The organism is Vannielia litorea (genome assembly GCF_019801175.1).
In the GTDB taxonomy this organism is placed as follows: Bacteria; Pseudomonadota; Alphaproteobacteria; order Rhodobacterales; family Rhodobacteraceae; genus Vannielia; species Vannielia litorea_B.
Map to the genome: position 1 here is coordinate 81,347 of NZ_JAHVJR010000003.1, position 24,791 is coordinate 106,137.

The 24,791-nt window shown below is 65.7% G+C and carries 23 protein-coding genes; 14 read left to right on the forward strand and 9 right to left on the reverse strand.

Features of this window, described 5'->3' with window-relative positions:
• Positions 1-50: 50 nt before the first annotated feature.
• On the reverse strand, positions 51-1,925 hold the full coding sequence (locus KUV38_RS18845; protein ID WP_261385465.1) for a bifunctional 2',3'-cyclic-nucleotide 2'-phosphodiesterase/3'-nucleotidase: 1,875 nt from the start codon (positions 1,923-1,925) through the stop codon (positions 51-53).
• Positions 1,926-2,123: 198 nt separating this feature from the next.
• Between KUV38_RS18845 and nudC the strand changes: the two genes are divergently transcribed.
• Complete coding sequence (gene nudC / locus KUV38_RS18850) at positions 2,124-3,089, forward strand: NAD(+) diphosphatase (RefSeq protein WP_222471770.1); 966 nt, start codon at positions 2,124-2,126, stop codon at positions 3,087-3,089.
• A 48-nt stretch (positions 3,090-3,137) separates the two neighbouring features.
• Complete coding sequence (locus tag KUV38_RS18855; protein ID WP_222471771.1) at positions 3,138-3,605, forward strand: SRPBCC family protein; 468 nt, start codon at positions 3,138-3,140, stop codon at positions 3,603-3,605.
• Here the strand turns inward: KUV38_RS18855 and KUV38_RS18860 are convergent.
• Both KUV38_RS18860 and KUV38_RS18865 read right to left on the reverse strand, forming a co-directional pair.
• Positions 3,602-5,113: a YifB family Mg chelatase-like AAA ATPase gene (locus KUV38_RS18860; RefSeq protein ID WP_222471772.1), complete on the reverse strand. Its 1,512-nt coding sequence runs from the start codon at positions 5,111-5,113 to the stop codon at positions 3,602-3,604. The genes KUV38_RS18855 and KUV38_RS18860 overlap by 4 nt on opposite strands.
• A gap of 80 nt (positions 5,114-5,193) precedes the next feature.
• Positions 5,194-6,069 carry a glutathione S-transferase gene (locus KUV38_RS18865; protein WP_222471773.1) on the reverse strand — a complete coding sequence of 292 codons (876 nt, stop codon included), beginning with the start codon at positions 6,067-6,069 and terminating at the stop codon, positions 5,194-5,196.
• A 194-nt stretch (positions 6,070-6,263) separates the two neighbouring features.
• On the opposite strand from KUV38_RS18865, the gene KUV38_RS18870 reads away from it, so the two are divergent.
• From KUV38_RS18870 to KUV38_RS18900, 7 genes are all read left to right on the forward strand, one after another.
• Positions 6,264-7,142 carry an RNA polymerase factor sigma-32 gene (locus KUV38_RS18870; protein ID WP_222471774.1) on the forward strand — a complete coding sequence of 293 codons (879 nt, stop codon included), beginning with the start codon at positions 6,264-6,266 and terminating at the stop codon, positions 7,140-7,142.
• Between the two features lie 148 nt (positions 7,143-7,290).
• On the forward strand, positions 7,291-7,956 hold the full coding sequence (locus KUV38_RS18875; protein WP_222471775.1) for a helix-turn-helix domain-containing protein: 666 nt from the start codon (positions 7,291-7,293) through the stop codon (positions 7,954-7,956).
• A 62-nt stretch (positions 7,957-8,018) separates the two neighbouring features.
• The gene (locus tag KUV38_RS18880; RefSeq protein WP_222471776.1) at positions 8,019-8,408 is read left to right on the forward strand and encodes a VOC family protein; all 390 of its coding nucleotides are present in this window, start codon (positions 8,019-8,021) and stop codon (positions 8,406-8,408) included.
• Positions 8,409-8,521: 113 nt separating this feature from the next.
• The gene (coaBC, locus tag KUV38_RS18885; protein WP_222471777.1) at positions 8,522-9,715 is read left to right on the forward strand and encodes a bifunctional phosphopantothenoylcysteine decarboxylase/phosphopantothenate--cysteine ligase CoaBC; all 1,194 of its coding nucleotides are present in this window, start codon (positions 8,522-8,524) and stop codon (positions 9,713-9,715) included.
• The gene (gene dut / locus KUV38_RS18890; RefSeq protein WP_222471778.1) at positions 9,712-10,179 is read left to right on the forward strand and encodes a dUTP diphosphatase; all 468 of its coding nucleotides are present in this window, start codon (positions 9,712-9,714) and stop codon (positions 10,177-10,179) included. The genes coaBC and dut overlap by 4 nt, the downstream gene beginning before the upstream one ends.
• The gene (locus KUV38_RS18895) at positions 10,179-11,279 is read left to right on the forward strand and encodes a HesA/MoeB/ThiF family protein (protein WP_222471779.1); all 1,101 of its coding nucleotides are present in this window, start codon (positions 10,179-10,181) and stop codon (positions 11,277-11,279) included. Before dut ends, KUV38_RS18895 begins: the two co-directional genes overlap by 1 nt.
• A 64-nt stretch (positions 11,280-11,343) precedes the next feature.
• On the forward strand, positions 11,344-13,362 hold the full coding sequence (locus KUV38_RS18900) for a M3 family metallopeptidase (RefSeq protein WP_222471780.1): 2,019 nt from the start codon (positions 11,344-11,346) through the stop codon (positions 13,360-13,362).
• A gap of 254 nt (positions 13,363-13,616) precedes the next feature.
• Here KUV38_RS18900 and KUV38_RS18905 read toward each other — a convergent pair whose 3' ends face one another.
• The 3 genes from KUV38_RS18905 to KUV38_RS18915 all read right to left on the reverse strand — a co-directional run bounded on the left by KUV38_RS18905 (position 13,617) and on the right by KUV38_RS18915 (position 16,749).
• Positions 13,617-15,026, reverse strand: a complete 1,410-nt coding sequence (locus KUV38_RS18905; protein WP_222471781.1) for a TRAP transporter large permease — start codon at positions 15,024-15,026, stop codon at positions 13,617-13,619.
• The gene (locus KUV38_RS18910) at positions 15,023-15,664 is read right to left on the reverse strand and encodes a TRAP transporter small permease subunit (RefSeq protein WP_222471782.1); all 642 of its coding nucleotides are present in this window, start codon (positions 15,662-15,664) and stop codon (positions 15,023-15,025) included. Before KUV38_RS18910 ends, KUV38_RS18905 begins: the two co-directional genes overlap by 4 nt.
• 74 nt (positions 15,665-15,738) lie before the next feature.
• Entirely contained in the window at positions 15,739-16,749 is a 1,011-nt protein-coding gene (locus KUV38_RS18915; protein ID WP_222471783.1) for a C4-dicarboxylate TRAP transporter substrate-binding protein, read from the reverse strand.
• Between the two features lie 226 nt (positions 16,750-16,975).
• On the opposite strand from KUV38_RS18915, the gene KUV38_RS18920 reads away from it, so the two are divergent.
• The 5 genes from KUV38_RS18920 to KUV38_RS18940 are packed head-to-tail and all read left to right on the forward strand — an operon-like array spanning position 16,976 to position 21,406.
• Complete coding sequence (locus tag KUV38_RS18920; RefSeq protein WP_222471784.1) at positions 16,976-17,860, forward strand: metal ABC transporter substrate-binding protein; 885 nt, start codon at positions 16,976-16,978, stop codon at positions 17,858-17,860.
• Positions 17,857-18,774: a manganese/iron ABC transporter ATP-binding protein gene (locus tag KUV38_RS18925; protein WP_222471785.1), complete on the forward strand. Its 918-nt coding sequence runs from the start codon at positions 17,857-17,859 to the stop codon at positions 18,772-18,774. The genes KUV38_RS18920 and KUV38_RS18925 overlap by 4 nt, the downstream gene beginning before the upstream one ends.
• Entirely contained in the window at positions 18,771-19,616 is an 846-nt protein-coding gene (locus KUV38_RS18930) for a metal ABC transporter permease (RefSeq protein ID WP_222471786.1), read from the forward strand. The genes KUV38_RS18925 and KUV38_RS18930 overlap by 4 nt, the downstream gene beginning before the upstream one ends.
• Positions 19,613-20,467 carry a metal ABC transporter permease gene (locus KUV38_RS18935; RefSeq protein ID WP_222471787.1) on the forward strand — a complete coding sequence of 285 codons (855 nt, stop codon included), beginning with the start codon at positions 19,613-19,615 and terminating at the stop codon, positions 20,465-20,467. The genes KUV38_RS18930 and KUV38_RS18935 overlap by 4 nt, the downstream gene beginning before the upstream one ends.
• A 27-nt stretch (positions 20,468-20,494) precedes the next feature.
• The gene (locus KUV38_RS18940) at positions 20,495-21,406 is read left to right on the forward strand and encodes an AEC family transporter (RefSeq protein WP_222471788.1); all 912 of its coding nucleotides are present in this window, start codon (positions 20,495-20,497) and stop codon (positions 21,404-21,406) included.
• A gap of 117 nt (positions 21,407-21,523) precedes the next feature.
• Here the strand turns inward: KUV38_RS18940 and KUV38_RS18945 are convergent, their stop codons facing one another.
• Genes KUV38_RS18945 through KUV38_RS18955 form a run of 3 tightly spaced genes read right to left on the reverse strand, consistent with a single transcriptional unit; the run spans position 21,524 to position 24,755 of the window.
• Entirely contained in the window at positions 21,524-22,576 is a 1,053-nt protein-coding gene (locus tag KUV38_RS18945) for an ABC transporter permease (protein WP_222471789.1), read from the reverse strand.
• A complete protein-coding gene (locus KUV38_RS18950; protein WP_222471790.1) occupies positions 22,573-24,114 on the reverse strand; it encodes a sugar ABC transporter ATP-binding protein in 1,542 nt (513 codons plus the stop codon). Before KUV38_RS18950 ends, KUV38_RS18945 begins: the two co-directional genes overlap by 4 nt.
• Positions 24,111-24,755 (reverse strand): DUF2291 family protein, encoded by a 645-nt coding sequence (locus KUV38_RS18955; RefSeq protein ID WP_222471791.1) that lies wholly within the window; start codon positions 24,753-24,755, stop codon positions 24,111-24,113. Before KUV38_RS18955 ends, KUV38_RS18950 begins: the two co-directional genes overlap by 4 nt.
• Positions 24,756-24,791 lie beyond the last annotated feature (36 nt).

Consider the following 24,791-nt stretch of genomic DNA (forward strand, 5'->3'; position numbering starts at 1 on the left):
CACTCCCTAGCGCGTGTCGCGGGTGGGGGCCAGAGGCTCGAAAGGTGCGGTCAGAAGCGCACGCGCAGTCTGGCGAACCCTTCCGGCGATTGGCCCTCTGGAGATATCGGGAGAGCGCAGGTCTCGCGCAGCGCCTCCAGATAGCTGGCGACGCCGGGGCCGGTCTCAAACAGGGCTTCGTAACCCTCCATCCCTTCGAAACGCCAGCCGCGCGGCACCGGCCCTTCCAGCGGGCCTTCGGACTCAAGAAAACGGACCAGCACCTCTCGGCTGCCGAACGGCTCCGAAAGCACCACCTCCGCCCCCGCGAGCGGAGCGTGCAAGCCAGCGCCGCCCAGACGGTAGCTGTTCGTCGCGACAATGAACCGCTGGTCGTCCGCCACTCGTTCGCCGTTGTGCGTGAGGTCTTTGACCCGACCGCCGGTTTGCGCGAGGGCATGGCGGGAGAGATCGAGCGCCCACTCGAGGCCTGAGATCACATCGAAATCATAGGCGGGGAAGTCCGGGTCCAGCAGAGCCTGGTCTGGCGTGTCGCGCGTGAGCATATTGAACGCCGCCGCAGACCGCTCGAGCCAGCAACGCAGGTCCGCGCCGGTGATCCGGATGGCTCGAATGGCGTTGGGGAAAGGGTATATCGCCGAGAGATCGCGAAGGCTGAGCGGGCCGGGCGGAATGTCAATGTAGTTCTCCGCGCCCGCTGGCCCGCCGGCCTTGAAAGGGGCCGCTGCCGAGAGCACCGGCGCGGACACATCGCCCAGCGCCTGCCTTACGTACCATACCTGCGCGGTATTGATCGCATGAGTGACCGGGCACAGGCCGAGAAAGCTGGTGTAGCTTTGCAACGCAATTGCGGTCTCCCCTATGGGGCGGCGGATGCTCTCCAGCGTCGCAGCGTGATCGGCGGCCACGGCAGCAACCACGGGCGCGTGGTCCGCCACCAGAGCCTTTGGTCCCGACGCTCCGCGCCGCGCGATCGGGCGCAGCTCCGCCTGGCTCGCCACCACCTCCCAGCCCGCCGGGCCGTGGCTCAGAGTGAGGTCAACTACCCCGAGGTGGCTGCCGCCGATGCCTGGCATCACAGCCGGCTTGCCGCAGACCCTCCCCGTTTCGGCCTCGACCCCCTCTAGCCCGGCATAATCCGGGCCGGGCAGAAGGCGGTGCATATGGCCCGCGATCAGTGCGTCAACGCCGTCAATCCGGGCGAGCGGTAGCAGGGCATCCTCCATGCCAGCCTCCTCTGGCTGCGAACTGGGGCCACAATGCGCCAGCATCACCACAATATCTGCCCCCGCCGCGCGGAGGGCTGGCACGTGGTTGCGGGCGGTCTCGATCATGCAGCGTGTCTGCAGCCGGCTCTCGAGCTGCGCACCCGCCCAAAGCGTGGTTTGCGGCGGCAAAACGCTCAAGACGCCGATGCGCAGGTCATGTGCCTTGCCGCCGGCGTCAGTCAGCTTTCGCTCCAGCATGACCCAAGGGCGAACAAGCGGAACGTCCTGAGAAACCTGCGCCCCGCGCTGCCGCAGGGCGTTTGCCGAAATCACCGGGAACCTCGCATCCGCGAGCGCATGCTCTAGCACCTCCAGCCCGTAGTCGAACTCGTGATTGCCCAGACCCACAGCGTCATACCCCAGCACGTTCATCGCAGCGATCATCGGGTGCGGCGCCCCGGCGGGCCGCTCGGCGGCGACAAAGTCGCCCAGCGGGTTGCCTTGCAGAAAGTCCCCATTGTCGAAGAGCACGGCCCCCGGCACCTCAGCCCGAGCGGTCTTGATCAGGCTGGCCACCCGGGCCAGTCCTACAGCGTTGTTCGGGGCATCTGCGTGGTAGTCGTATGCCAGCAAATGCATGTGTAGATCGGATGTCGCCAGAAGCCTCAGCTTCACTTCGTTGCCCTGCAAAGGTCGATTGTGGTGGGGTTCGGGCATAGGCGGTCGGGCGGAAGCTGTGGCGCTCAGCTGTTTGGGTTTGGCCCGATACAGGGCAGATACGACAAGGCGCCACCTGCCGCACCTCCGGCGTGAATGTCAAACAGATACGCAACCTCTCGTTGCGTGGGTTTGCGCCCCGGTGCCGCGCATGCCAGAACATCGGTCAGTGAGAGGCAGGGCAGGGAGGGCGCGCCGATGCGCCACGCGGAACAGGTCACATTTGGCGGTGGCGGGCTCGACCGGCGCGCCGATCTGCGCAGCGATGCCGCCGCGCTCGATGCTCTGGCAGAAAGTGAAGCCGCCCGGCACCTGCCGCTCTGGCGCGGCAAGCCGCTGATGCAGGGGGAGGAAGAGGCTCCCGTGCTGGCCCCGCAGCCCGCCGGGGCCGAGGTGCTGGCCCATTCCGCGCTGCGGGTCTTTCTGGGCCAGGCGCCGGACGGGACCGCATGGTTTGCCCACGATATCTCGGGCTGGGAGCCCAACGAGATACTCGAAGCGCCCGACAGTTTCCTCGACCGGTCCGAGCAGATCTACCCGGGGCTGGAGGGTGCGCGCTTTGTCGAGCTTCGCGCGACCATGGCCCGGATCACCCCGCTTGATGCCGAAATTGCTGCCACGGCACGGGCAATCACCGGCTGGCACGGCACGCACGGCTTCTGCGCCAAATGCGGTGCCGCGAGCGAGGTTGCCTGTGGCGGGTGGGAACGGCGCTGCCCGGCCTGCGGGGTGCATCACTTTCCGCGCACCGACCCGGTGGTGATCATGCTCATCACCTACGGCAACAACGTCCTGATGGGCCGCTCGCCGGGCTGGCCTGAGGGCATGTATTCTCTGCTCGCTGGGTTCATGGAGCCGGGAGAAACCATCGAGGCCGCCGTGCGCCGCGAAGTGGCCGAGGAGGCGGGCGTGCGCGTTGGCCCGGTGCATTATCTGTCGTCTCAGCCCTGGCCCTTTCCGGCTTCACTGATGATCGGCTGCCACGGGGAGGCGCTGGGCACCGAGATCACGCTGGACCGGAACGAGCTGGAAGATGCCTGCTGGGTCAGCCGCGAGGATATGCTCGAAACCTTCGCAGGCCGGAACCCGGCGATGAAGCCCGCCCGGCGCGGAGCAATCGCGCAGTTCCTGCTCGCCAACTGGCTTGCGGATACGCTGGATTGACGCGTAAAACCGAAGTCGGGGTGAGGATAGTAAAAGGGCAGCGGCTGGATGAACTTCACCGGCAAGGAAGATATTGAAAAGCCGATCGAAGAGGTCTTCGCAGCGGTCACCGACCATGAGGCCTTCGAAAAGCAGGTGTTGCGGCGCGGACACGAGATCACCCGGACGGATGCACTCGATGCATCCGGGGTCGGCATGAGCTGGAAGATGCGGTTCCCCATCCGTGGCCAGATGCGCGATCTCAATGCCACCGTCTCCGCCTATGACAAGCCCGAGCATGTCGCGCTGGATCTCAACATCGGTGGCCTCGATGCAGTGGTTAAGATCGACCTGATCGAACTGTCCAAGATGCGCACCCGGATGAGCCTCGATATCGAGCTGATGCCGCGCACCATCACCTCTCGCGTGCTGGTGCAATCACTCCGCCTGCGCCGCTCCAGCCTGACTCAAGGCCTGCGCCGCCGGATGGCCGAATTCGCGCTTCAGGTCGAAGCTCGCCCGGCCCCAGCAGCCTAAGCGCTTTTTATCAGACGATAGCCTACCGCCTCGGCCACGTGGGCCTTGGTCACGCCATCGCTGCCGTCAAGGTCGGCGATGGTCCGGGCCACGCGCATGACCCGGTGGTAACCACGCGCCGAAAGGCCAAAGCGCTGGGCGACCTTTTGCAGAAGCTCCATGCCTGCATCATCCGGCCGGGCGACCTCATCGAGTAACTCGCCTTCGATGTCCGCATTGGTCGTGGCCTCGGCGCCGAGCGCCTCGAACCGCGCGCGCTGCACGCCCCGCGCCTGCGCCACCCGCGCTGCCACCTCTGCCGAGCCTTCCTCTGCGGGGGGCAGATCGAGATCTGTGTAGGCAACGGGCGGCACTTCGAGCCGAATGTCGAACCGGTCGAGCAGCGGTCCTGAAATGCGGCCCAGATAATCCTCCCCGCAATTGGGCGCGCGGGAACAGGCGCGGCCCGGATCGGTCAGGTGGCCGCATTTGCATGGGTTTGCGGCGGCCACCAGCATGAACTTGCAGGGGTAGGCGACATGGGCATTGGCGCGGCTTACCATGATTTCGCCGGTCTCGATGGGCTGGCGCAGGGTTTCCAGCACGGTGCGAGGAAACTCCGGAAACTCATCCATGAACAGCACGCCGTTATGCGCCAGCGACACCTCCCCCGGCCTCGCCTGCCGCCCACCGCCCACCACGGCGGCCATTGAGGCGGTGTGATGGGGCGCGCGATACGGCGCCTCACGGCTGATGCCGCCTTCCTTCAGCAGGCCGGCGAGCGAATGCACAGTCGATGTTGCGAGGGCTTCGCGCGGGGTGAGCGGCGGCAGAATGCCGGGGAGGCGGGCGGCGAGCATGGATTTGCCGGAGCCGGGCGGGCCGACCATCAGCAAGTGGTGCCGCCCCGCCGCCGCCACCTCCAACGCCCGCTTGGCCCGCTCCTGCCCTTTCACGTCGCGCAAGTCCTTGCCGCCGACATGGCCCTGCACCTCGCCGGGGGTTGAGGGCTCTATCGGTGCCTCCCCGGTATAATGCCGGATCACCGCGCCGAGGCTGGCGGCGGCAATCACTTCTGCCGCACCGACCCACGCGGCCTCCGCCCCGCAGGCGCGCGGGCAGAGCAACCGCCGCTCTTGCTCGGCGGCAGCCATCGCGGCGGGCAGGGCGCCGTTGACCGCAACCAGCTTGCCATCGAGCGATAGCTCGCCCAGTGCGACCACCTGCGACACCTCCTCGCGCGGCAGGATCTCGATGGCCGCCAGCAAGGCCAGCGCGATAGGCAGGTCGAAGTGCGAGCCTTCCTTTGGTAGGTCGGCGGGGGAGAGATTGACGGTGATCTTTTTCGACGGCAGCGCAATCGCCATCGCGCCGAGCGCCGCCCGCACCCGCTCGCGCGCCTCGCTCACCGCCTTGTCGGGCAGGCCGACGATGGCGAAGTTCGGCATGCCGGTTGACACGGCGCATTGCACCTCCACAGGCCGCGCCTCGATGCCATCGAACGCGACCGTATAGGCCGCCGCCAACATCCCTCCGCTCCCGTCTAACATCTGCCAAACCCCGGCTGTGAAACCGTGGTTAACGCTAGACCGGGATGGTTAGTGAAACGTTAACGCCCCTCGTAGAGCGCCGCGAAGGCAGGCCATGCGAGCGGGTCGGGCACGGTCTTGTCGCGGCAGAAGGCATTGCAAAAGCCCCAGACCTTGCCGCCCGCTTCCATGAAATGGGTCACCGGCTTGCCGGAGTAGGGGCATGCCTCGTTCACCGAAGGGCCGTCCTCTACCGCCCGGGCCTCCAGCGGCGTGGGGCCGGGCCAGTCGCGCGTGGGCAGATCCTTGGAATACCAAGGCAGGTCTTCTCCCCGCGCAAACCCCATGCCGCGCCAGCGCCGGAAAGCCGGGTCCGCCAGATGGGCGGCCACATAGTCGGTCGCCGCCTCTGAGATCGGCAGCCCATAGGTGGCGATCCGTGCTGCCACCGGGGCAAAGAAGGCGTCCGCCGCCGAGTAGGCACCGCAGAGCCAAGGGCCGTTACCGCCCACCGTGCGCTTGGCGTGATCCCAGATCACCTCCAGCCGCGCCAGATCGGCCATCACCCCATCTGAGGGTTCGAACCCCTCGTAGGCCACCCGCAGCGCCATCGGGCAGGCTTCGCGCAGCGCGCCGAAGCCCGCGTGCATCTCGCTCGCCAGCGCGCGTGCGGTGGCGCGGGCGCGGCTGTCATTCGGCCAGATCCCTGCCGAGGGGAACCGCGTGGCCAGCTCCTCGGCAATCGCAAGGCTCTCGCCCAGAATGGCACCATCCTCGAACAGAACCGCTGGCACCGTCTTGGCAGGGGCGATCTCGGCCAGTTGGTCGGCCACGTCACGATTGGCAAAATCGACCCAGACGGTGCGCCGCTCCAACCCGAATCTCTCGAACAGGAGCCAGCCCCGAAGGGACCACGAAGAGTAGGCGGGATCGCCTATGTAGAGTGTACTGGTCATACCTGTGACGCTACGCACAGACATGGGCGCTCGACCAACGCATAATTGCGCAGAAGTCCATCAAGATTTGTGATGGAAACCCTTCTATGCATTTTTCACACTTTCTTTTGAACCGATCGGTCCTAATCTTCGTTTAGCATAAGACAAGGCCTGCCGGTGCTCGGCATGTCTTGCCCGCGAGAAGGAGTTCCCCCATGCCTTTGGACGGCGATATCGATACCTCCATGTCCCGCCACGCGCGCCAAGCCGAACTGCTTGACGCCGAAACCGAACAGCAACTGGCCCGCGCTTGGCGCGATGACCGGGATGAGCAGGCACTGCACCGCCTGATCTCGGCCTACATGCGCCTCGCGATCTCGATGGCGGCCAAATACAAGCGCTACGGCGCACCGATGAACGACCTCATTCAGGAGGCATCACTTGGTCTTATGAAGGCCGCCGACAAGTTCGACCCCGAGCGCGGCGTTCGGTTTTCGACCTATGCCATGTGGTGGATCAAGGCCTCCGTGCAAGAATTCGTGATGCGCAACTGGTCGATGGTCCGCACCGGCTCGACCTCGTCGCAGAAGTCGCTCTTCTTCAACATGCGCCGCGTGCAGGCGCAGTTGGAGCGCGAGGCGGCTGCGGCGGGCGAAACGCTCGACAGCCAGCAGCTGCGCCAGAAGATCGCCACCGAGGTCGGCGTGCCATTGGCCGATGTGGAAATGATGGAAGGCCGGCTCTCGGGCTCCGACTTCTCGCTCAATGTGACCCAGTCGGTCGAAGACGATGGCCGCCAGTGGATTGATGCGCTGGAAGATGAAGGCCCGCAGGCCGCCGAGCAGGTGGAGGTGGAGCATGACAAGGCACAACTTCGCGACTGGCTGGCCGAGGCGATGGGTGCGCTGAACGAGCGCGAGCAGTTCATCATCCGCGAGCGCCGACTTGCCCGCGATAAGCGCACTTTGGAGAGCCTTGGCGAAGAGTTGGGCCTATCCAAGGAGCGCGTGCGCCAGCTCGAGGCAGCGGCCTTCCAGAAGATGCGCCGCTCGCTTGAGCAACAGTCCGATGAAGTGCTTGCACTGATCTCCTGAGGTGGAAGCACCCTTTGCAGGAATAGATGGGGCCGCGGTAATCCGCGGCCCTTCGTTTTCGCTCTGGCGCGCGCCACTCCGCCCCGCTTTCCGCGGCCTCGTCCGCCGCATCACACTTTACCGCTCCGAGGGCCCGCTTCCCGGCCTCATGGTTGAGCCCGCCGCCCTCGTCGTACCATTGATATTCGTGTTCGAGGGTAGGTTCGAGGTCGGCTTGGGCCGCAATCCCGCGCCATCGGACGGCATCGCCAGTTTCATGGCGGGCCTTTCGCTCACCCCCGCCCGCATCGCGTCACCGGAGGCAGTCCAAGTCTTGCAAATCGACCTGACGCCACTGGGAGCCATGCGCCTCCTTGGCCCCGCCCTGGGCGAGGCCGCAGAAGGTGTGCATGCGCTGCCCGATTACGGCGACCGTGACATCTCCGAGCTGCACACCAGCATGGGCGAGGCCGAGTGCTGGGCCACCCGGCTCGCCCTGGCCGAGAGCTTCCTCGCCCACCGCCTCGCCGCCACCGCCCTCCCGCCCGCACTCACCCGCGCCTGGCGGATCATTGAGGGCACCGAGGGTCGTGCGCCCATTGCCCGCATCGCAGATCACCTCGGCTTGACCCGGCGCACGTTGTCTCGCCAGTTCCGCCCCTTCGGCCTCTCGCCAAAAGCAGCTGCACGTGTTGCCCGCTTCACTGCCGCCTCCGCCCGCGCTGGCACCGCGAGTTGGGCCGAGATCGCCGCCGTTGCTGGATATGCTGACCAGGCTCACCTCACCCGTGAATTTCGCGCCCTGTCCGGCATGAGCCCGCAAAACTTCGCCTGAGTCCCATTCCTTCAAGACCCGGCCCGTGCCCCGTGGCAGGCTCCCTCAAAAGGAGACCCACCATGGAAGCCCCCCGCATCTACCCCACGTTCCGCTTCACCGACGCTGACGCTATGCACCGATGGTTCACTGAAACTCTGGGTTTCACCGAGCTGATGCGCACGCCTGAAACTGGCACCATCGAACACGCGGAACTCGCCTTCGGCTCCTCCATCATCATGATCGGCCAAGCCCGCGACGATGCCTTCGCCGCCAAATCCCCGCCCCCCGGAGGCTCCGTTACCTATATCGCCGTCGACGACCCCGACGCGCTCCATGCAGCGGTCGTTACCTCCGGCACCGAGATCGTCGAGCCGCCCACCGACCGCGACTATCCGTCCCGTGAGTTCATCGCCCGCGACCCGGATGGCAATCTCTGGTGCTTCGGCACTTGGTATCCCAAAGCCCCTTGATTCCATTTTCTTGCTTCAATTATCTCCGGGGAGCGAGGGGCTGGCCCCTCGCTCCCATGCTTGCCGCCCGTACCGCCGCGCCCTACAACAGAGCCTAGCGGAGGGCCAAACCCATGCTGGCAGGCAAGAAAATCCTACTCGTCATCGCGGGCGGTATCGCGGCCTTCAAGTCGCTCGACCTGATCCGCCGCCTGCGTGAGCAGGGCGCCCATGTGACCCCGGTCCTGACCAAGGCCGCCGAGGAGTTCGTCACTCCGCTCTCCGTTTCCGCGCTGGCCGCCGAGAAGGTCTATCGCGAGCTCTTCGATCTGACCGACGAGCGCGAGATGGGCCACATCGAGCTTTCCCGCGCCGCCGACCTCGTGGTCGTCGCCCCGGCCACCGCCGATCTTCTGGCTAAAATGGCAAACGGCCACGCGAATGACCTCGCCTCCACCCTGCTGATGGCCACCGACAAGCCGGTGCTTTGCGCCCCTGCGATGAACGTGCGGATGTGGCTCCACCCCGCCAACCAGCGCAACGTGGCCACGCTGCGCGCCGATGGCGTCCGCTTCACCGGCCCCGCCGAGGGCGAGATGGCCTGCGGTGAATACGGGCCGGGCCGCATGGCCGAGGTGCCTGAGATCGTCGCCGCCGTGGGCGAGGCACTGGCCGATGGGCCGCTGAAGGGCAAGCACATCCTCATCACCTCCGGCCCGACGCATGAGCCGATCGACCCTGTGCGCTACATCGCCAATCGCTCGTCTGGCGCACAAGGCACCGCCCTCGCCCGCTCGCTGATGGGCCTCGGTGCCTCCGTTACCTTCGTTACCGGCCCGGCCACGGTGCCTCCGCCGCAGGGGGCAAATGTGGTGAACGTCGAGACCGCCGCACAGATGCATGAAGCGGTGTTCCACGCGCTCCCCGCCGATGCGGCCATCTTTGCCGCCGCGGTTGCCGATTGGCGCGTGGTCGACGCCTCCATAAAGAAGATCAAGAAGGACGGCTCCGGCAAGATCGCTCCGCTGGAGTTCGCCGAGAACCCAGACATTCTCGCCGAAGTCTCCAAGACCCCCAACCGCCCCGGCCTCGTCATCGGCTTTGCTGCCGAGACCAACGACCTGATCGCCCACGCCGAGGCCAAGCTGAAGCGCAAGGGTTGCGACTGGATCATCGCCAACGATGTCTCTCCCGAGACCGGGATCATGGGCGGCACCGAGAACGCGGTGACGATCCTTACCGCCAATGGGGCCGATGCCCTGCCGCGCATGTCCAAGGATCAGGTCGCCCAACAGCTCGCCGCCCGCATCGCCGAGGCTCTCGCATGACGCCCGACATTCGCTGCATCCGCGATGAGGGAGCCGACCCCGAGGTTCCTCTGCCGAACTATGAAACCGCAGGTGCAGCCGGGGCCGACGTGCGGGCGAACCTCCCCGAAGATCTGCGCGCCGAAGGCATCGTGCTCACCCCCGGCAGCCGCGCCATCGTGCCCTCCGGCCTGCGAGTCGAGATCCCGGCGGGCTTTGAGATTCAGGTGCGCCCTCGCTCCGGCCTCGCGGCAAAACACGGCGTGACCCTCGTAAACACCCCTGGCACCATCGACAGCGATTATCGCGGCCCGCTCGGCATCCTGATGATAAACCTCGGGCATGAGCCCTTCACCATAACCCACGGCGACCGCATCGCGCAGTTGGTCGTAGCCCCCGTGGTACAGGCCTCCTTCTCCGCTGCGGAGACCCTGACAGATACAGATCGTGGCGCCGGCGGCTTCGGCTCCACGGGCCGTGGCTGATGCTCCTCGTCTTCGCGCTCATGGCGCTGGCCTGGTGGGGCGGCGAGTGGTTGGGCTGGCGTACCGTCGAGCGGCAGGCTGCCGTAATCGGCGTCATCGCCCTCGCGCTCGCCCTCAACCTCATCCTGCCCTTCGGCCACCCGATCCGCGAGATCACCGGGCGCCATCCGCAGCTCTGGCTGATTGTTTTCGTCCTCGGCGCCATCGGCGTGCTCTATGGCTCCGGGGTGGGCTGGCTTCGCTCCATCGCCATGGCGCGGGAGGCAGAGGCCACCCCGCCTGAAGGGGCTTCTGCTGAGCCTGCCCCCGCCGCCACGCCCCAAGACCCCTCCAAACTCACCACCGATGAAATCAACCGCTACGCCCGCCACATCGTGCTGCGCGAGATCGGCGGGCCGGGGCAGAAGAAGCTCAAGGCCGCCCGCGTGCTGGTGATCGGGGCAGGGGGCCTTGGCTCGCCCGCGCTGCTCTATCTCGCCGCCTCAGGGGTGGGCCATGTCACCGTGCTTGACGATGACGAGGTAGACGCCTCCAACCTCCAGCGACAGGTCATCCACCGCACCGAGGGGCAGGGCCGGAACAAGGCGCAAAGCGCGGCCGAGGCGATGCTGGCGCTCAATCCCCACATCCATGTCACCCCGCTCGCCCACCGGCTGACGGATGAGAACGGTCCGGAACTGGTTGCGTGGGCCGATATGATCCTCGACGGCACCGACAATTTCGCCACGCGCTACCTCGCCAACGATCTCGCCGTGGCCGCCGGCATCCCCCTCATTTCGGGCGCCCTCTCGCAATGGGAAGGCCAGCTCTCGGTCTTCGACCCGGCCCACGGCGCCCCCTGCTACCGCTGCATCTTCCCCGAAGAGCCCGCCCCCGGTCTCGCACCGTCCTGCGCAGAGGCAGGCGTGATGGGGCCGCTGCCGGGCGTGGTGGGGGCCATGATGGCGGCGGAAGCGGTGAAGCTCATCACCGGTGCAGGCAGCCCACTGCGCGGCGAAATGCAGATCTACGATGCGCTCTGGTCGGAGACACGCAAGATACGCCTCAGGCGCCGCGAGGGCTGTCCGACCTGCGGCGGAGTTGCGCCGCAGGGCGGATGAGCGCACCCCCCTTCGCAATCTCTCCGGCGGCCCCTATCTTCCCTCCCAAAGGAGACCGCGATCCATGAACAACCCGCTTCTCACCCCTTCCGAGCAGCCATTCGACCTGCCCGACTTCGCCGCCATCACCGATGAGCACTTCACCCCCGCGCTCGATGCCGCCGAGGCAGAGACCCGTGCCGCCATTGCCGAAATCACCGCCAACCCCGATGCCCCCACGTTCGAGAACACGATCGAGCCGCTGGAGCTTTCGGACGAGCCGCTGAACGATGTGCTCGGCCCCTTCTTCCTGCTCGCCGCCGTCTCGTCGACGCCCGCGCGCGAAAAGCTGCAACGTGCCTTCTCGCCCCGCCTCTCGGCGCTCTCCAGCGATATCGCGCTGGATGAGGCCCTGTTCGAACGGGTCGATACACTCTGGCAGCAGCGTGACAGTCTGGACCTCACCGAGGAGCAGGCCCGCGTGCTCTACCTCCACCACCGCTATTTCCGCCGCGCCGGAGCAGGCCTCGATGACACAGGCCGCGCCCGTCTGCGCGAGATCAACGCCGCCCTCTCCGAGAAATCCACCGCCTTCGGCCTCAACCTGCTCGCCGATGAGCGCGAGTGGTCGATGCAGGTCGATGATCTCACCGGCCTGCCGTCTTTCCTTGTCGATGCAATGAAATCCGCCGCCGAGGCGGCTGGCAGCGACAAGCCGATCGTTACGCTCTCCCGATCGCTTGTGGTCCCCTTCCTCCAGTTCTGCCCCGACAGGGAGGCGCGCAAGAAGGCCTACGAAGCGTGGACATCGCGTGGCGCCAATGGCGGCGACACCGACAACCGGGCGCTCGCCGCCGAAATGCTCTCGCTCCGCGCCGAGCGGGCCAAGCTGCTGGGCTACGAGAGTTTCGCCGACTATCGGCTCGAGACCGAAATGGCGAAGACGCCCGACAATGTGCGCAAACTGCTGCAAGCCGTCTGGTCCCCCGCCCGCGCAAAAGCCGAGGCCGATGCCAAGGTGCTGGAGCGTCGTCTCCACGCCGACGGCTTCGATGGCCCGCTCGAGCCGTGGGATTGGCACTACTATTCCGAGGCTCGCCGCAAGGAAGAGCACGCGCTGGATGAGGCCGAGCTGAAGAGCTATTTCCAGCTCGACCGCATGATCGAGGCCGTCTTTGCCTGCGCCAACCGGCTCTTCGGGCTGGAGTTCACCCCGCTCGACGTGGCCCTTCACCACCCGGACGCTCGCGCATGGGAGGTCACGCGCGACGGCCAGCACATTGCCGTATTCATCGGCGATTACTTCGCCCGCCCCGGCAAGCGTTCTGGTGCATGGTGCTCCGCCCTGCGCTCGCAGAAGAAACTCGGTGGCGAGACCGCACCCCATGTGATGAACGTCTGCAATTTCGCCAAGCCGCCCGCAGGCCAGCCCGCGCTGCTGAGTTATGACGACTCTCGCACGCTCTTCCACGAGTTCGGCCATGCGCTGCACCAGATGCTCTCGAACGTCACCTACGGCTCGATCTCGGGCACCTCGGTGAGCCGCGACTTCGTCGAGCTGCCCTCCCAGCTTTATGAACACTGGATGGAGGTGCCCGAGGTACTTCAGGAGTTCGCCACCCACGCCGAGACCGGCAAGGCGATGCCCGAGGAGCTTCTGGAGCGGGTGCTGAACGCGGCAACTTACGACATGGGCTTTTCGACCTGCGAGTTCATCGGCTCCGCTCTGGTGGATCTCGAGTTTCACGCCGGCCCGCCGCCCGCCGACCCAATGCAAAAGCAGGCCGAGGTGCTGGAATCCATCGGCATGCCCCGCGCCATCCGCATGCGCCACGCCACCCCGCATTTCGCGCACATTTTCTCGGGCGGCTACGCTTCGGCCTACTACAGCTACATGTGGTCCGAGGTGATGGATGCCGATGCCTTCGCCGCCTTTGAAGAGGCGGGCGGGCCATTTGATCCGGAGATGGCCAAGAGCCTCGAGGCCAACATTCTGTCAACCGGTGGCAGCGAAGAACCGGAGGCGCTCTACACGGCCTTCCGGGGCCGTCTGCCCGGTGTCGACGCGCTGTTGAAAGGCCGTGGGCTGGACGACGTCGCCTGACAATCCACCATTTTATCCACAGGCGCGGCCCGGTTTCCCCGGGTCGCGCCTTTTTACTTTACCCTTACGGCAGGGCATTTGCTCAACCTGCGGGCGCAATAAAATAACTGCAAACTGCGCATTTTCAGGCTTGAGCCCGCTAATACTCCGGACCGACTCGGGCTAAGCAGCGCTCCGCTGCGCCGCCGCACTGCATAAATGCAATGCCGCATCTTCAGTTTGTTCACACCCGCCCTTGATGACGCTGCGTCACCTCAGGGCCCCAACAGGAGCCCTGGCAGGTAGAGCACAATTGCCGGAAAGGCGACCAGCCCGGCGATGGTCAGCGCATCGGCCACGAAGAAGGGCGCCGCGCCCCGGAATACGTCCTGCACCGAGAGTTCCGGGCGCACGCCCGCAACCACGAAGCAGTTGAGCCCGATGGGCGGGGTGATCAGGCAGAGCTCCGCCATTTTCACCACGATGATCCCAAACCAGATCGCGCAGCCCGTGGCGTTCATCCCAAAGGCCGAGTCTGCCGCCGTCACCGCTTCACCGCCGTTCAGGGCAATCACCGCCGGATAGACGATGGGCAGGGTGAGTAGCAGCATCCCGATGGCATCCATGAACATGCCGAGCACCGCATATGCCGCAAGGATCATCAACAAGGTGATCATCGGCGACTGGTCGAGCGACGAGATCCAGTCGGCAAAGGCGCCCGGAAGGTCGGCAAAGCCGAGGAAACGCACGTAGATCAGCACGCCCCAGATGATGGTGAAGATCATCACCGAGAGCTTGGCGGTCTCCAGCAGCGCGTTCTTCAACTCAGGCCAGCGCATGCCCCGGTAAAGCGCGATCAGGAAGACCACGAAGGCTCCAAGTGCCCCGCCCTCGGTGGGCGTGCCCCAAGCGTCGCCGCCGAAGGGGTTGTAAATGAAGAAGATGATGATCAGCACCACGAAGAGGATCGGCAGCGCGCCGGGCAGGGCGGCAAACCGCTCGCCCCATGTGAAACCGGTGACGGGCGGTCCGAGCTTCTTCCACGCCATCGCCATGCCCACGACCATGCCGCCGTAGATCAGCGCCGAGAAGGCGCCGGGGATGAAGCCCGCGAGCAGCAGCGCGCCCACGTCTTGCTCTACGATTATCGCGTAGATCACGAGGATTGCCGAGGGCGGGATCAACGAGGCCAGCGTGCCCGCCGCGGCCACCACGCCAGCAGCAAAGCGCTTGTCATAGCCCACGGCTAGCATTTCGGGGATGGCAATGCGGGCGAAAACGGCAGAGGTCGCGACCGAGGCGCCCGAAACGGCGGCAAAGCCCGCCGTGGCAAATACGGTCGAAACCCCAAGGCCGCCCGGTAGCCAGCCCACCCAGCGTTTGGCGGCGGTGAAGAGCGCCTTGGTGAGCCCAGCGTAATAGGCTAGGTAGCCAATCAGGATGAAGGTTGGGATCAACGAGAGCGCATGGCTCGACACCTTGGAATGCGGCACCTGCCCGGCGGTTTTGACTGCAACGCCCAGTGCCCAACCGAATTGCTCGGGGTCATACCCCTTCTTCGACCAGAAGATCCAAAGCAGGCCGACCAGCCCGGCAATGGCGGCGGCAAAGGCAACGCGGGTGCCGATCAGCACCATCACCAGCAGCCCGGCGGTGACCCAGAGGCCGATCTCGATGGAAGTCATCGCGCATCCTCCTCGAAGCCTGAGACCGTCTCCGCCTCATGGGCGGCTTGTGTCGCGGCGTCTTCGATCAGCGGCACGGCCACCGGGGCCTCGGCCCCCTCGATCAACGCCTTGCCGTAGGCAAAGGCATGCAGGCAAAGCCGCAGGCAGAGCACGGCAAAGGCCACCGGAACCACCAGCTTGGCGGGCCAGAGCGGCAGGCCTATGTCGATGGAACTGTCGGCGCTCCAGAGCGGGCGGCCAAAGTCGAACGAGCGCCCGAAGTGTGACCATGCCCCCCAGAGCAGCAGCACCATCAGCGCCAAGACAAGCAGGGTGGAGAGCAATTCGAAGAGCCACAGCGCCCGGCCGCGCAGGCGACCCACCAGAATATCCATGCGAATGTGTCCGCCCAGTCGGTGGCAATAGCTCACGCCCAGAATCGCGATGAAGGGCATCAGGAACTGGATCCAGTCCACGTAACCCGGCAGCGGTTGGTTGAAGAGCTTGCGCCCACCAACCGAGGCCACCGCCAGCAGCATCAGCGAAAACACCACGATGCCGCCGATCAGCGCCAACAGCGTCTCCACCCTGAACAGTGCCCTGTCGATCCGGCTCAGCGTGCTGCCGTCTTCGATAACGTTGGATGCCCCTGCCATGGCTTGCCCCCTCTTGCAGAACGGCGGGCCGGGGAGATGCCCCGGCCCGCCGCTGTATCATGCGTGGCTGCGGATCAGCTGTCGCCGCCGATCACACCCTGCACCAGGTCCAGCAGCTCCTGCGCCGGAAGGCCCTTTGCATTGTTCTCTTCCACCCAGGCGGCTGCAATCGGGCCAGCGGCCTGCTCGCGGAAGGCGGCGAGCGCATCGTCGGAGTAGGTCACCTGCTCGATGCCCTTTTCCTCCAGCAGCGGCCCCCACTTGGACATGGTCGCGCCGTTGTAGTTGTCGACGTAGTGCGCAATCGCCTCGTCTACCGACCCCATTAGCGCCTCACGCTCGGCGTCTGTGAGCGCGTTCAGCGCATCGGTATTCACCACGATCGGGCACTGCACGGTGCCGGGGTTGAGGTTGGTCGTCCACCAGTTGGCGCCCTCGATGGTGCCAAAGCTCATGTGGGCGTGCGGCGCGAAAGCCACTCCTTTCACAACGCCGGAGTCCAGCGCCTGACGGGCCTCCGAAGAGGTCACCGAGGTCGGCACGGCGCCGACGGTCTCCATCGCCTTGCCGATCCCGCCGGTCGCGCGCACGGTCAGACCGGCATAGTCTTCGAGCGATTGCGGGGCATCGCCCACACCGGCAATGTTATACTGCGGCATCGGCGAGGGCATCAGCAGGGTGGCGTTCCAGCGGGCGAGGTCTGCCTTCACCGCCGGGTGCTCGTAGAGCGCAAAGCTCACCTCAACTTCCTTGTCGAGCGTGTCAACGCCAAGGAACGGCAGCTCGAGCACGGTCAGCGAGGGGTTCTTGTCGGGGTGGTAGCCGGCGCAGATCTGCGCCATCTCGAAAGCGCCGATCTCGATGCCGTCGAGGTTTTCGGTGTTCTTCGACAGGCCACCGTAGCTGATGTTCATGGTGAACTCGCCGCCGGTCTTTTCGCTCACCAGCTCGGCCATCTTCTCGACGTGCTCGGTAAATGCCCGGCGTTTGCCCCAGACCGATACGTTCCACTCGGTCGCCGCAGCTTCGCTGGCGATCCCGGCAGTCATCAGGGCGGCCACGGCCACCTTCGTCATCATCTGCATATCTCTCTCCCTGTTGTCAGCGGCTCGTTCGCTTGGCGGAATTCAGTTCCGCCGCGTGGCCACAGATCGCAGCCATCCTAGAAGCAGGCCATTACGGATGTGAAGGCTTTTCTGACCGCACGGGCGATGCTGCGCCTGCACATTTAATTGCAACTCATTCGCATTTGCATTGACTCGTCCCAAGCGCGGCATATCCTCCCCCCAAACAGCAACGCAGGAGCGCCCCATGCGCCGCATCGCCGCCGTCACCCTCTTGACCCTCACCCTCTGGCCTGCCGCCAGCTGGGCCGAGAAGTTCAAGGTCGCAACCACCTTCACCGTCATCGCAGACATGGCACGAAACGTGGCAGGGGATGCTGCCGAGGTGGTCTCCGTCACGCCCCCGGGCGCCGAGATCCACAACTACGCGCCCTCACCGCGCGACATCCTTGATGCGCGCGATGCCGACCTGATCCTCTGGAACGGGCTCAACCTCGAGCTCTGGTTCGAGAAGTTCTTCCGCAACCTCGGCGGCGTGCCCTCTGCTGTGGTAAGCGAAGGAGTGGAGCCCATCTCCATCACCTCCGGCCCCTACGACGGAAAGCCAAACCCCCATGCCTGGATGGCGCTCAGCTCGGCGCTGATCTACGTCGACAACATCGCCGCCGCACTCTCCGAGCACGACCCGGACAATGCCGCGACCTATGCCACCAATGCCGAGGCCTACAAGGACGAGATTGCCGCCACCATCGCCCCGATCCGTGAAGCCATTGCCGCCCTGCCCGAAGAGGAACGCTGGCTGGTCACCTCCGAAGGTGCGTTCTCCTACCTTGCTCGCGACTACGGCCTGAAAGAACTGTACCTCTGGCCGATCAACGCCGACCAGCAGGGCACGCCGCAGCAGGTGCGCGCTGTGATCGACGCGATCCGTGAGAACGAGATCACCGTGGTCTTCTCGGAAAGCACCATTTCCGACAAACCCGCCCAGCAGGTCGCCCGAGAAACCGGCGCGCGTTACGGTGGGGTGCTCTACGTCGACAGTCTCACAGAGGCCGACGGCCCGGTGCCTACCTACCTGGACCTTCTGCGCGTGACCTCGCAGACCATTCTGGACGGGCTGGCACCGCAATGAGCCTTGCCACCGAGCCGCACGAGGTTTTCGAGCCCGGCACGCCAGAGGCGGGCGGCGGGCTCAGGGTGGACGACATCACGGTCACATACCGCAACGGCCACACCGCCCTGCGTTCGGCCAGCTTCGAGATTCCCAAAGGTACGATCACCGCACTGGTGGGCGTGAACGGGGCGGGCAAGTCCACTCTCTTCAAGGCGATCATGGGGTTCCTCTCTCTCGCGTCAGGCGACATCCGCGTGCTGGGCCTGCCGGTGCGGGAGGCCCTGAAGCGCAACCTCGTCGCCTATGTCCCCCAAGCCGAAGAGGTCGATTGGGCCTTTCCGGTGCTGGTGGAAGATGTGGTGATGATGGGCCGCTACGGCCACATGGGCTTCTTGCGCCGCCCCCGCGCCGCCGATCGCAAGGCGGTGACAGAGGCGCTAGCCCGCGTCGGCATGGAGGGCTTCCGCCACCGCCAGATCGGCGAGCTCTCTGGCGGGCAGCGCAAGCGGGTGTTTCTCGCCCGGGCGCTGGCACAGGAGGGCCAGGTGATCCTGCTCGACGAGCCGTTCACCGGCGTCGATGTGACTACCGAGGGGGAGATCATCAAGCTCCTGCGCGAGTTGCGCGACGAGGGCCGGGTGATGCTCGTCTCCACCCACAACCTCGGCTCGGTGCCGGAATTCTGTGACCGCACCGTGCTGGTGAAAGGCACCGTGCTCGGCTTCGGTCCCACGTCCGAGACCTTCACCCGCGAGAACCTCGAAGAGGCCTTCGGCGGCGTGCTTCGCCACTTCGTGCTCGGCGGGACCGATCTGCATGACGATGAAGACCCGCGCCGCGTGACCGTCATCACCGACGATGAGCGCCCCTTCGTCATGTATCACGAGCACAAGGAGCCGTCGGAAGAGGGCGACGACGAGGATTGGGAATGAGCCTGCTCGAACCCTTTTCCTACGCCTACATGACCAACGCCATGTGGGTGTCGGCGCTGGTCGGCTGCGTCTGCGCCTTTCTCTCCGCCTTCCTGATGCTGAAGGGCTGGTCGCTGATCGGCGACGCGCTCTCCCACGCCATCGTGCCGGGAGTCGCAGGGGCCTACATGCTCGGCCTGCCCTTCGCGCTGGGTGCCTTTCTTTCCGGCGGGCTGGCGGCCGCGGCGATGCTCTTCCTCAACCAGCGCACCGGCCTGAAGGAAGACGCGATCATCGGCCTGATTTTCACCAGCTTCTTTGGCCTCGGCCTCTTCATGGTCTCGGTCTCGCCCGTCCCGGTCGATATCCAGACCATCACGCTCGGCAACATCCTTGCCATCACACCGGCCGACACGCTGCAGCTCGTCATCATCGGCGTGGTCACACTGGCGATCCTCACCGCCAAGTGGCGCGATCTGATGGTCACCTTCTTCGATGAAAACCACGCCCGCTCCATAGGCCTCAACACCAACGGCCTGCGCATCCTCTTCTTCACCCTTCTCGCCGCCTCCACCGTGGCCGCGTTGCAAACCGTCGGCGCTTTCCTCGTGATCTCCATGGTCGTCACGCCCGGCGCCACTGCCTACCTGTTGACCGACCGCTTTCACCGCCTGATCTGGCTTTCGGTCCTGATCGGTGCGGGCACCGGCTTTTTCGGCGCCTACATCAGCTACTTCCTCAACGGCGCGACCGGCGGGGTGATCGTGCTGCTGCAAGTCGCCCTCTTTCTCGCGGCCTTCTTCCTCGCCCCCACCCACGGGCTGCTCGCGGCCCGCCGCCGGGCCCGGGAGGCGCTGGAATGATCGAAGAACTGCTGCTGCCGTTCCAGCTGCCTTTCATGCAGAACGCGCTGGCCGTTGCCGCCCTCATCTCGGTGCCCGCCGCGCTGCTGTCGTGCTACCTCGTGCTGAAGGGCTGGTCGCTGATGGGCGATGCCGTCTCCCACGCCGTCCTGCCCGGCGTCGTGCTGGCCTATATCGTCGGCATCCCGCTGGGCATCGGCGCCTTCCTCGCCGGGATGGGCTGCGCGCTTGCCACGGGCTACCTGCAAGAGAACTCCCGTATCAAGCAGGACACGGTGATGGGCGTGGTATTCTCAGGCATGTTCGCGCTGGGCCTCGTGATCTACACCGCCATCGCCTCCGACGTGCACCTCGACCACATCCTCTTCGGCGACATCCTCGGCATCGGCGCGGCCGATCTCTGGGAGGCAGGCATCATCGGCGGCGCAGTCACCCTCGCGCTCCTCGCCAAGTGGAAAGACCTGCTCCTGCATGCCTTCGACCCGACACAGGCCAAGGCCTCCGGCCTCCCCGTCGGCTGGCTGCACTACGGCCTGCTGGTTGCCCTCTCCCTCACCATCGTTGCGGCACTGAAGGCGGTGGGGATCATCCTCGCCATCGCGCTCCTCATCGCGCCCGGTGCCACGGCATTCCTGCTGACCCGGCGCTTCCACGCCATGCTGGCCGCTTCGGTGGCCATCGCGCTCTTCTGCGCCCTCGCCGGCACCTACGCCAGCTTCTGGCTCGACTCGGCGCCTGCGCCAACCATCGTGCTGGCCATGACCCTCTGCTTCATCGCGGCCTTCATTGCCACGGTTCTGCGCAACCGCCGCATGTCCACCCCCCTTGCCCCCGGAGAGACGGCACCGTAACCGGGACCAAGCAAGCCCGGAACCACTATGCTCGTCCTCACCATCTGGCCGCTTTTCGCGCTGATCTGCCTTGGCTACCTGCTCTCGCGCCGGAACTGGCCCGATGCCGCCTTCTGGCCCGCCGCAGAGCGGCTCAACTACTTCATCCTGTTTCCAGCGCTTCTCGTCTCAAGCCTCGCCGACGCGCCGTTGCGCGACCCGGCGATCCTGCGGATGGGCGGGGCCGGGCTGGTGACGATCTCGCTTGCAGCGCTGGCGATGTGGGCGGTGCGGCGCTTCGTGGTGCCCGCGCGGCCGGCCCGCTTTGGTCCGGCCCTGCAAGGGGTGATCCGGTTCAACACCTATGTTGGCCTTGCCGTCACTGCCGGGCTTACCGGAACGGCAGGGCTGGGGCAGGCGGCGGTGTATCTCGCCATCGCGGTGCCCTTCGTCAACGTGCTCTCGATCATGGCGCTCTCGGAGTCCACCGGCCTCACGGCCGTGCCGCGCATGGCCCGCAGCATCCTCGCCAATCCTTTGATCCTCGCCTGCCTCGCGGGTATCGCGCTTTCCCTCACCGGCATCGGCCTGCCTTGGGGCACCGACCGCTTTCTCGACCTGATGGGCCGTGCCAGCCTGCCGCTCGGCCTGCTCTGCGTCGGCGCGGCGCTGCGCCCGGCGGCACTGCGGCAAGACCTTGCTCCCCTCGCGGTGATCGGGGCGCTGCGCCTCGTTGCCATGCCTTTCGCCGCAGCTCTCATCGCCCGCGCAGCGGGGCTGAGCGGCACGGAGGCGCTGGTGCTGGTGGTCTTTTCAGCGATCCCCGTGGCCCCAACCGCCTACGTGCTGACTCGCCAACTCGGGGGTGACGGCACGCTTATGGCAGGTCTGGTGACCTCCCAAACCCTCGCCGCCGTTGTGACCATCCCATTCGTGCTCCGTCTCCTCGGCCAAGGCTGAAGGCAGCGTGCCCTCCAGAGATGGTAACTCTGCCGCCAGCCCCAACGGGCAGATCGTTACGCTCAGCTAACAAGTGTGCCCCGCCAAGCCGGGGGGCAAGATCGCAGCGAACCCAGATCAGCCCGCCGCCTCCTGCGCCAGCGCCACCCGCGCCTGCAATCGGCTCTGGGCCTGATCGATCACCACGGCTGCGACGATCACCAGCCCCTTGATGACCATCTGCCAGAACGACGAGACGCCCATCATCACCAGCCCGTCCGAGAGGATACCAATGACAAAAGCTCCGACAATCGTGCCCCAGATCCGCCCGCGCCCGCCCGACATCGAGGTGCCGCCCAGCACCGCCGCAGCGATGGCGTTCAGCTCGAAGAACTCTCCTGTAGCCGGGTGCGCGGCCTTGAGCTGGGAGGCGATGATGATGCCGACGATGGCGGCCATCAGCCCCGAGAACATGTAGACAAACATCTTCACCCGGCGTACCCGCACGCCCGATAGTTCGGCCCCGCGCTCGTTGCCGCCGGTGGCGTAGATGTGCCGCCCGAGCGGGGTGCGCTGGGCGATGTAAGTCGCCACCAGAGCCACCGCGATCAGGATCCAGATCATCACCGGAATGCCCAGCAGGTTGCCGGTGCCGATGAAGGGAAAGGTGTGGGAGCCGTAGTCCGGGTTGCCGTTGAGGTTCGGAAAGGTCCGCCCGCCCGACATCAGCAGCGCCGCCCCGCGGGCGATGTAGAGCATGCCCAGCGTGGCGATGAAGGGCGCCACGTTGAGGCGGGTGATCAGCAGCCCGTTCACCCAGCCGACGAAAACGCCCACTAGGCAGACCATCCCCACGATCTCCAGCGTGTTGAACTGGATCGACCAGCCCAAGCCGAGGTCGATTCCGTTCAGGAGTAGATAGCCCGCGATCATCGCGGTCAGGCCCACGACCGAGCCGACCGACAGGTCGATGCCGCCGGTGATGATGACGTAGGTCATACCGATGGCCAGAAAGGCATTGATTGCCACGTGCTTGGAGATCAGCACCGCGTTGGCGACGCTCAAAAAGTTTGGCGCGGCGATGGCAAAGTAGGTGAAAACGAGGATCAGCGCCACGAAGGTCCGGGCCTTCAAGAGCAGAAGGAGCCAGTTCACCTGCGCAGCGGGTTGCGGTTGGGCGGTGACGCTCATGCGGCGCTCTCCCTGTCTGTGCTCATGGGGGTGGCCGCGGCGAGCACATCGGCGGCCTCGGCATCATGTGAGAACTCGCCGGTGATCCGGCCATCGGCCATGACGAGAATGCGGTCACTCAGCGCCATGCATTCCTCGATCTCGGAGGTGCAGAACAGCACGCCCAGCCCCTCGGCGGCGAGTTGGCGCATGACCGTGTAGATCTCGGCTTTTGCGCCCACGTCGACGCCGCGCGTGGGCTCGTCCATCAGCAATATCTTCGGGCCGGTCATCAGCGCCTTCCCGATCACCACCTTCTGCTGGTTGCCGCCCGAGAGCGACGACACCGGGTTCTCGGCGATGGAGACCTTGATGGTGAGCCGCTTGATGAACTCCAGCGCCCGCCCGGCCTCGCGCTTGAGGTCGATGTGAAACCCGCGCGACACCTCGCCAAGCGACGATAGAGTGAGGTTCTCGCGGATCGCCATGATCTGCACCAGCCCGTCGTGCTTGCGGTCTTCGGGCACCAGAGCGATGCCCCGCGCGATGCGGTCGGCCACGGCGCGGGCCTTCAGCGGCGCGCCCTCCACGAAGTAGCGCCCGAGCGAGCTGGAGGGGTGACGACCGATGATGCATTCCATCAACTCGGTCCGGCCCGCGCCCATCAGCCCGTAGATGCCTACGATCTCGCCCGCCTTCACTGAGAGCGAGACGTGATCAACGTGGTAACCGCCGCCCATCTTGGGCAGCACCACCTCCTCGGCCCGAAACACCTCGGCCCCCAGCTCGTGGCTGATCGGCGCGGCGAAGTCCTTTTGCGCCCCGCCGATCATGGCCTCGACGATCCAGCGGATATCGACGCCTTCCATGCTGCGGGATCCGGTGATCTCGCCATCGCGCAGCACGGTGATGTAGTCGCCGATGCGGATCAGCTCTTCGAGCCGGTGCGAGATGTAGACGATGCCCACGCCCTGCGCGGTCAACTCGTCGATCAACTTGAACAGCACCTCGACCTCCTTAGCCGAGAGCGCCGATGTGGGCTCATCGAGAATGAGGATGCGGGCATCTTCGGCCAGCGCCTTGGCGATCTCGACGATCTGCTGCTGGCCGATCTTGAGGAAACCAAGCGGCGTGTCAGGGTCGATGACCTGCTCCAGCCTCGTGAGTAACGCGGCACTGCGCGCGCGTTCGCTGCTGGTGTCGAGGTGAAAGCCTGCGCGGGTGGGTTCGTGCCCGATGAAGATGTTCTCGGCCACGGTCATCTCGGGGAACAGGTTCAACTCCTGAAAAACGATGCCGATGCCTGCGCGCACGGCGTCGTCCTTGGAGGCGAACTTCACCGGCTGCCCCTCGACGGTGATCTGCCCTTCGGTGAGCGGCTCCACGCCGGAGATCACCTTCATCAGGGTGGACTTGCCCGCCCCGTTCTCGCCCACCAGCACGTTGACCGCGCCCATGCGGATATCGAAATCCACGCCCTTCAGCGCCCGGGTGCCGGGATAGACCTTCACTGCATCGCGGATCGACAGTCCGATTGGGTGCTGCTGCGTATCGCTCATGGCCGGAAGGTGACCTCCACCGGGGTGACCACCAGCGCGTCGGTGGCCGAGCGTAGCGGCGTGACGCCGAGGAAGCTGACGGTGCTGCCCAGCGGGTCGCCCTCCGGCAGGGTGATCGCCGCACTGATCCGATCGTTCAGGGCGCGGGAGAGTTTGGCGTATTCGATCTGGTCGCGGAAATCGTCGAAGTTGTAGAACGGCACGCCATCGCGCAGGGCCGTGCCCTTGATGACCGGGCCGAGTTGCAGCGTGGTATCGGCGCTGCCATCCGCATCTGTATCTAGCCCCAACGTTCGCGCGCGCGTGTCGAGTTTGGCTTGCACCACCACGCCGCTGCCCGAGACCGGAAAGTTCCAGGCCGCGCCCGCACCGCTTCCGCGCTGGGCATGGGATTTTCCGGCTGCTTCGATATCGGCGGCGATCTGGCTGCGCAACTCGCTCACCTCCACCGCCTTGTCGCGAACATAGGGCAGGAGCTGTGGCTCGAAGGTCTCCTCCAGCCGCGCCTCGTTGCGGGCGTCGTCACCCTCCGGCCCGGCAGGGATGGCCGTTTCATCTTTGTCGTCATCGTAGACGATCTTGCAGCCCGAGAGGCCCAGCGCCGTGGATGCGGCCAGTGCGAGCAGGAGTACCCTGTTCATATCGTGCGCTTTCTCATGTTCGAGGCGGCAAGGTCC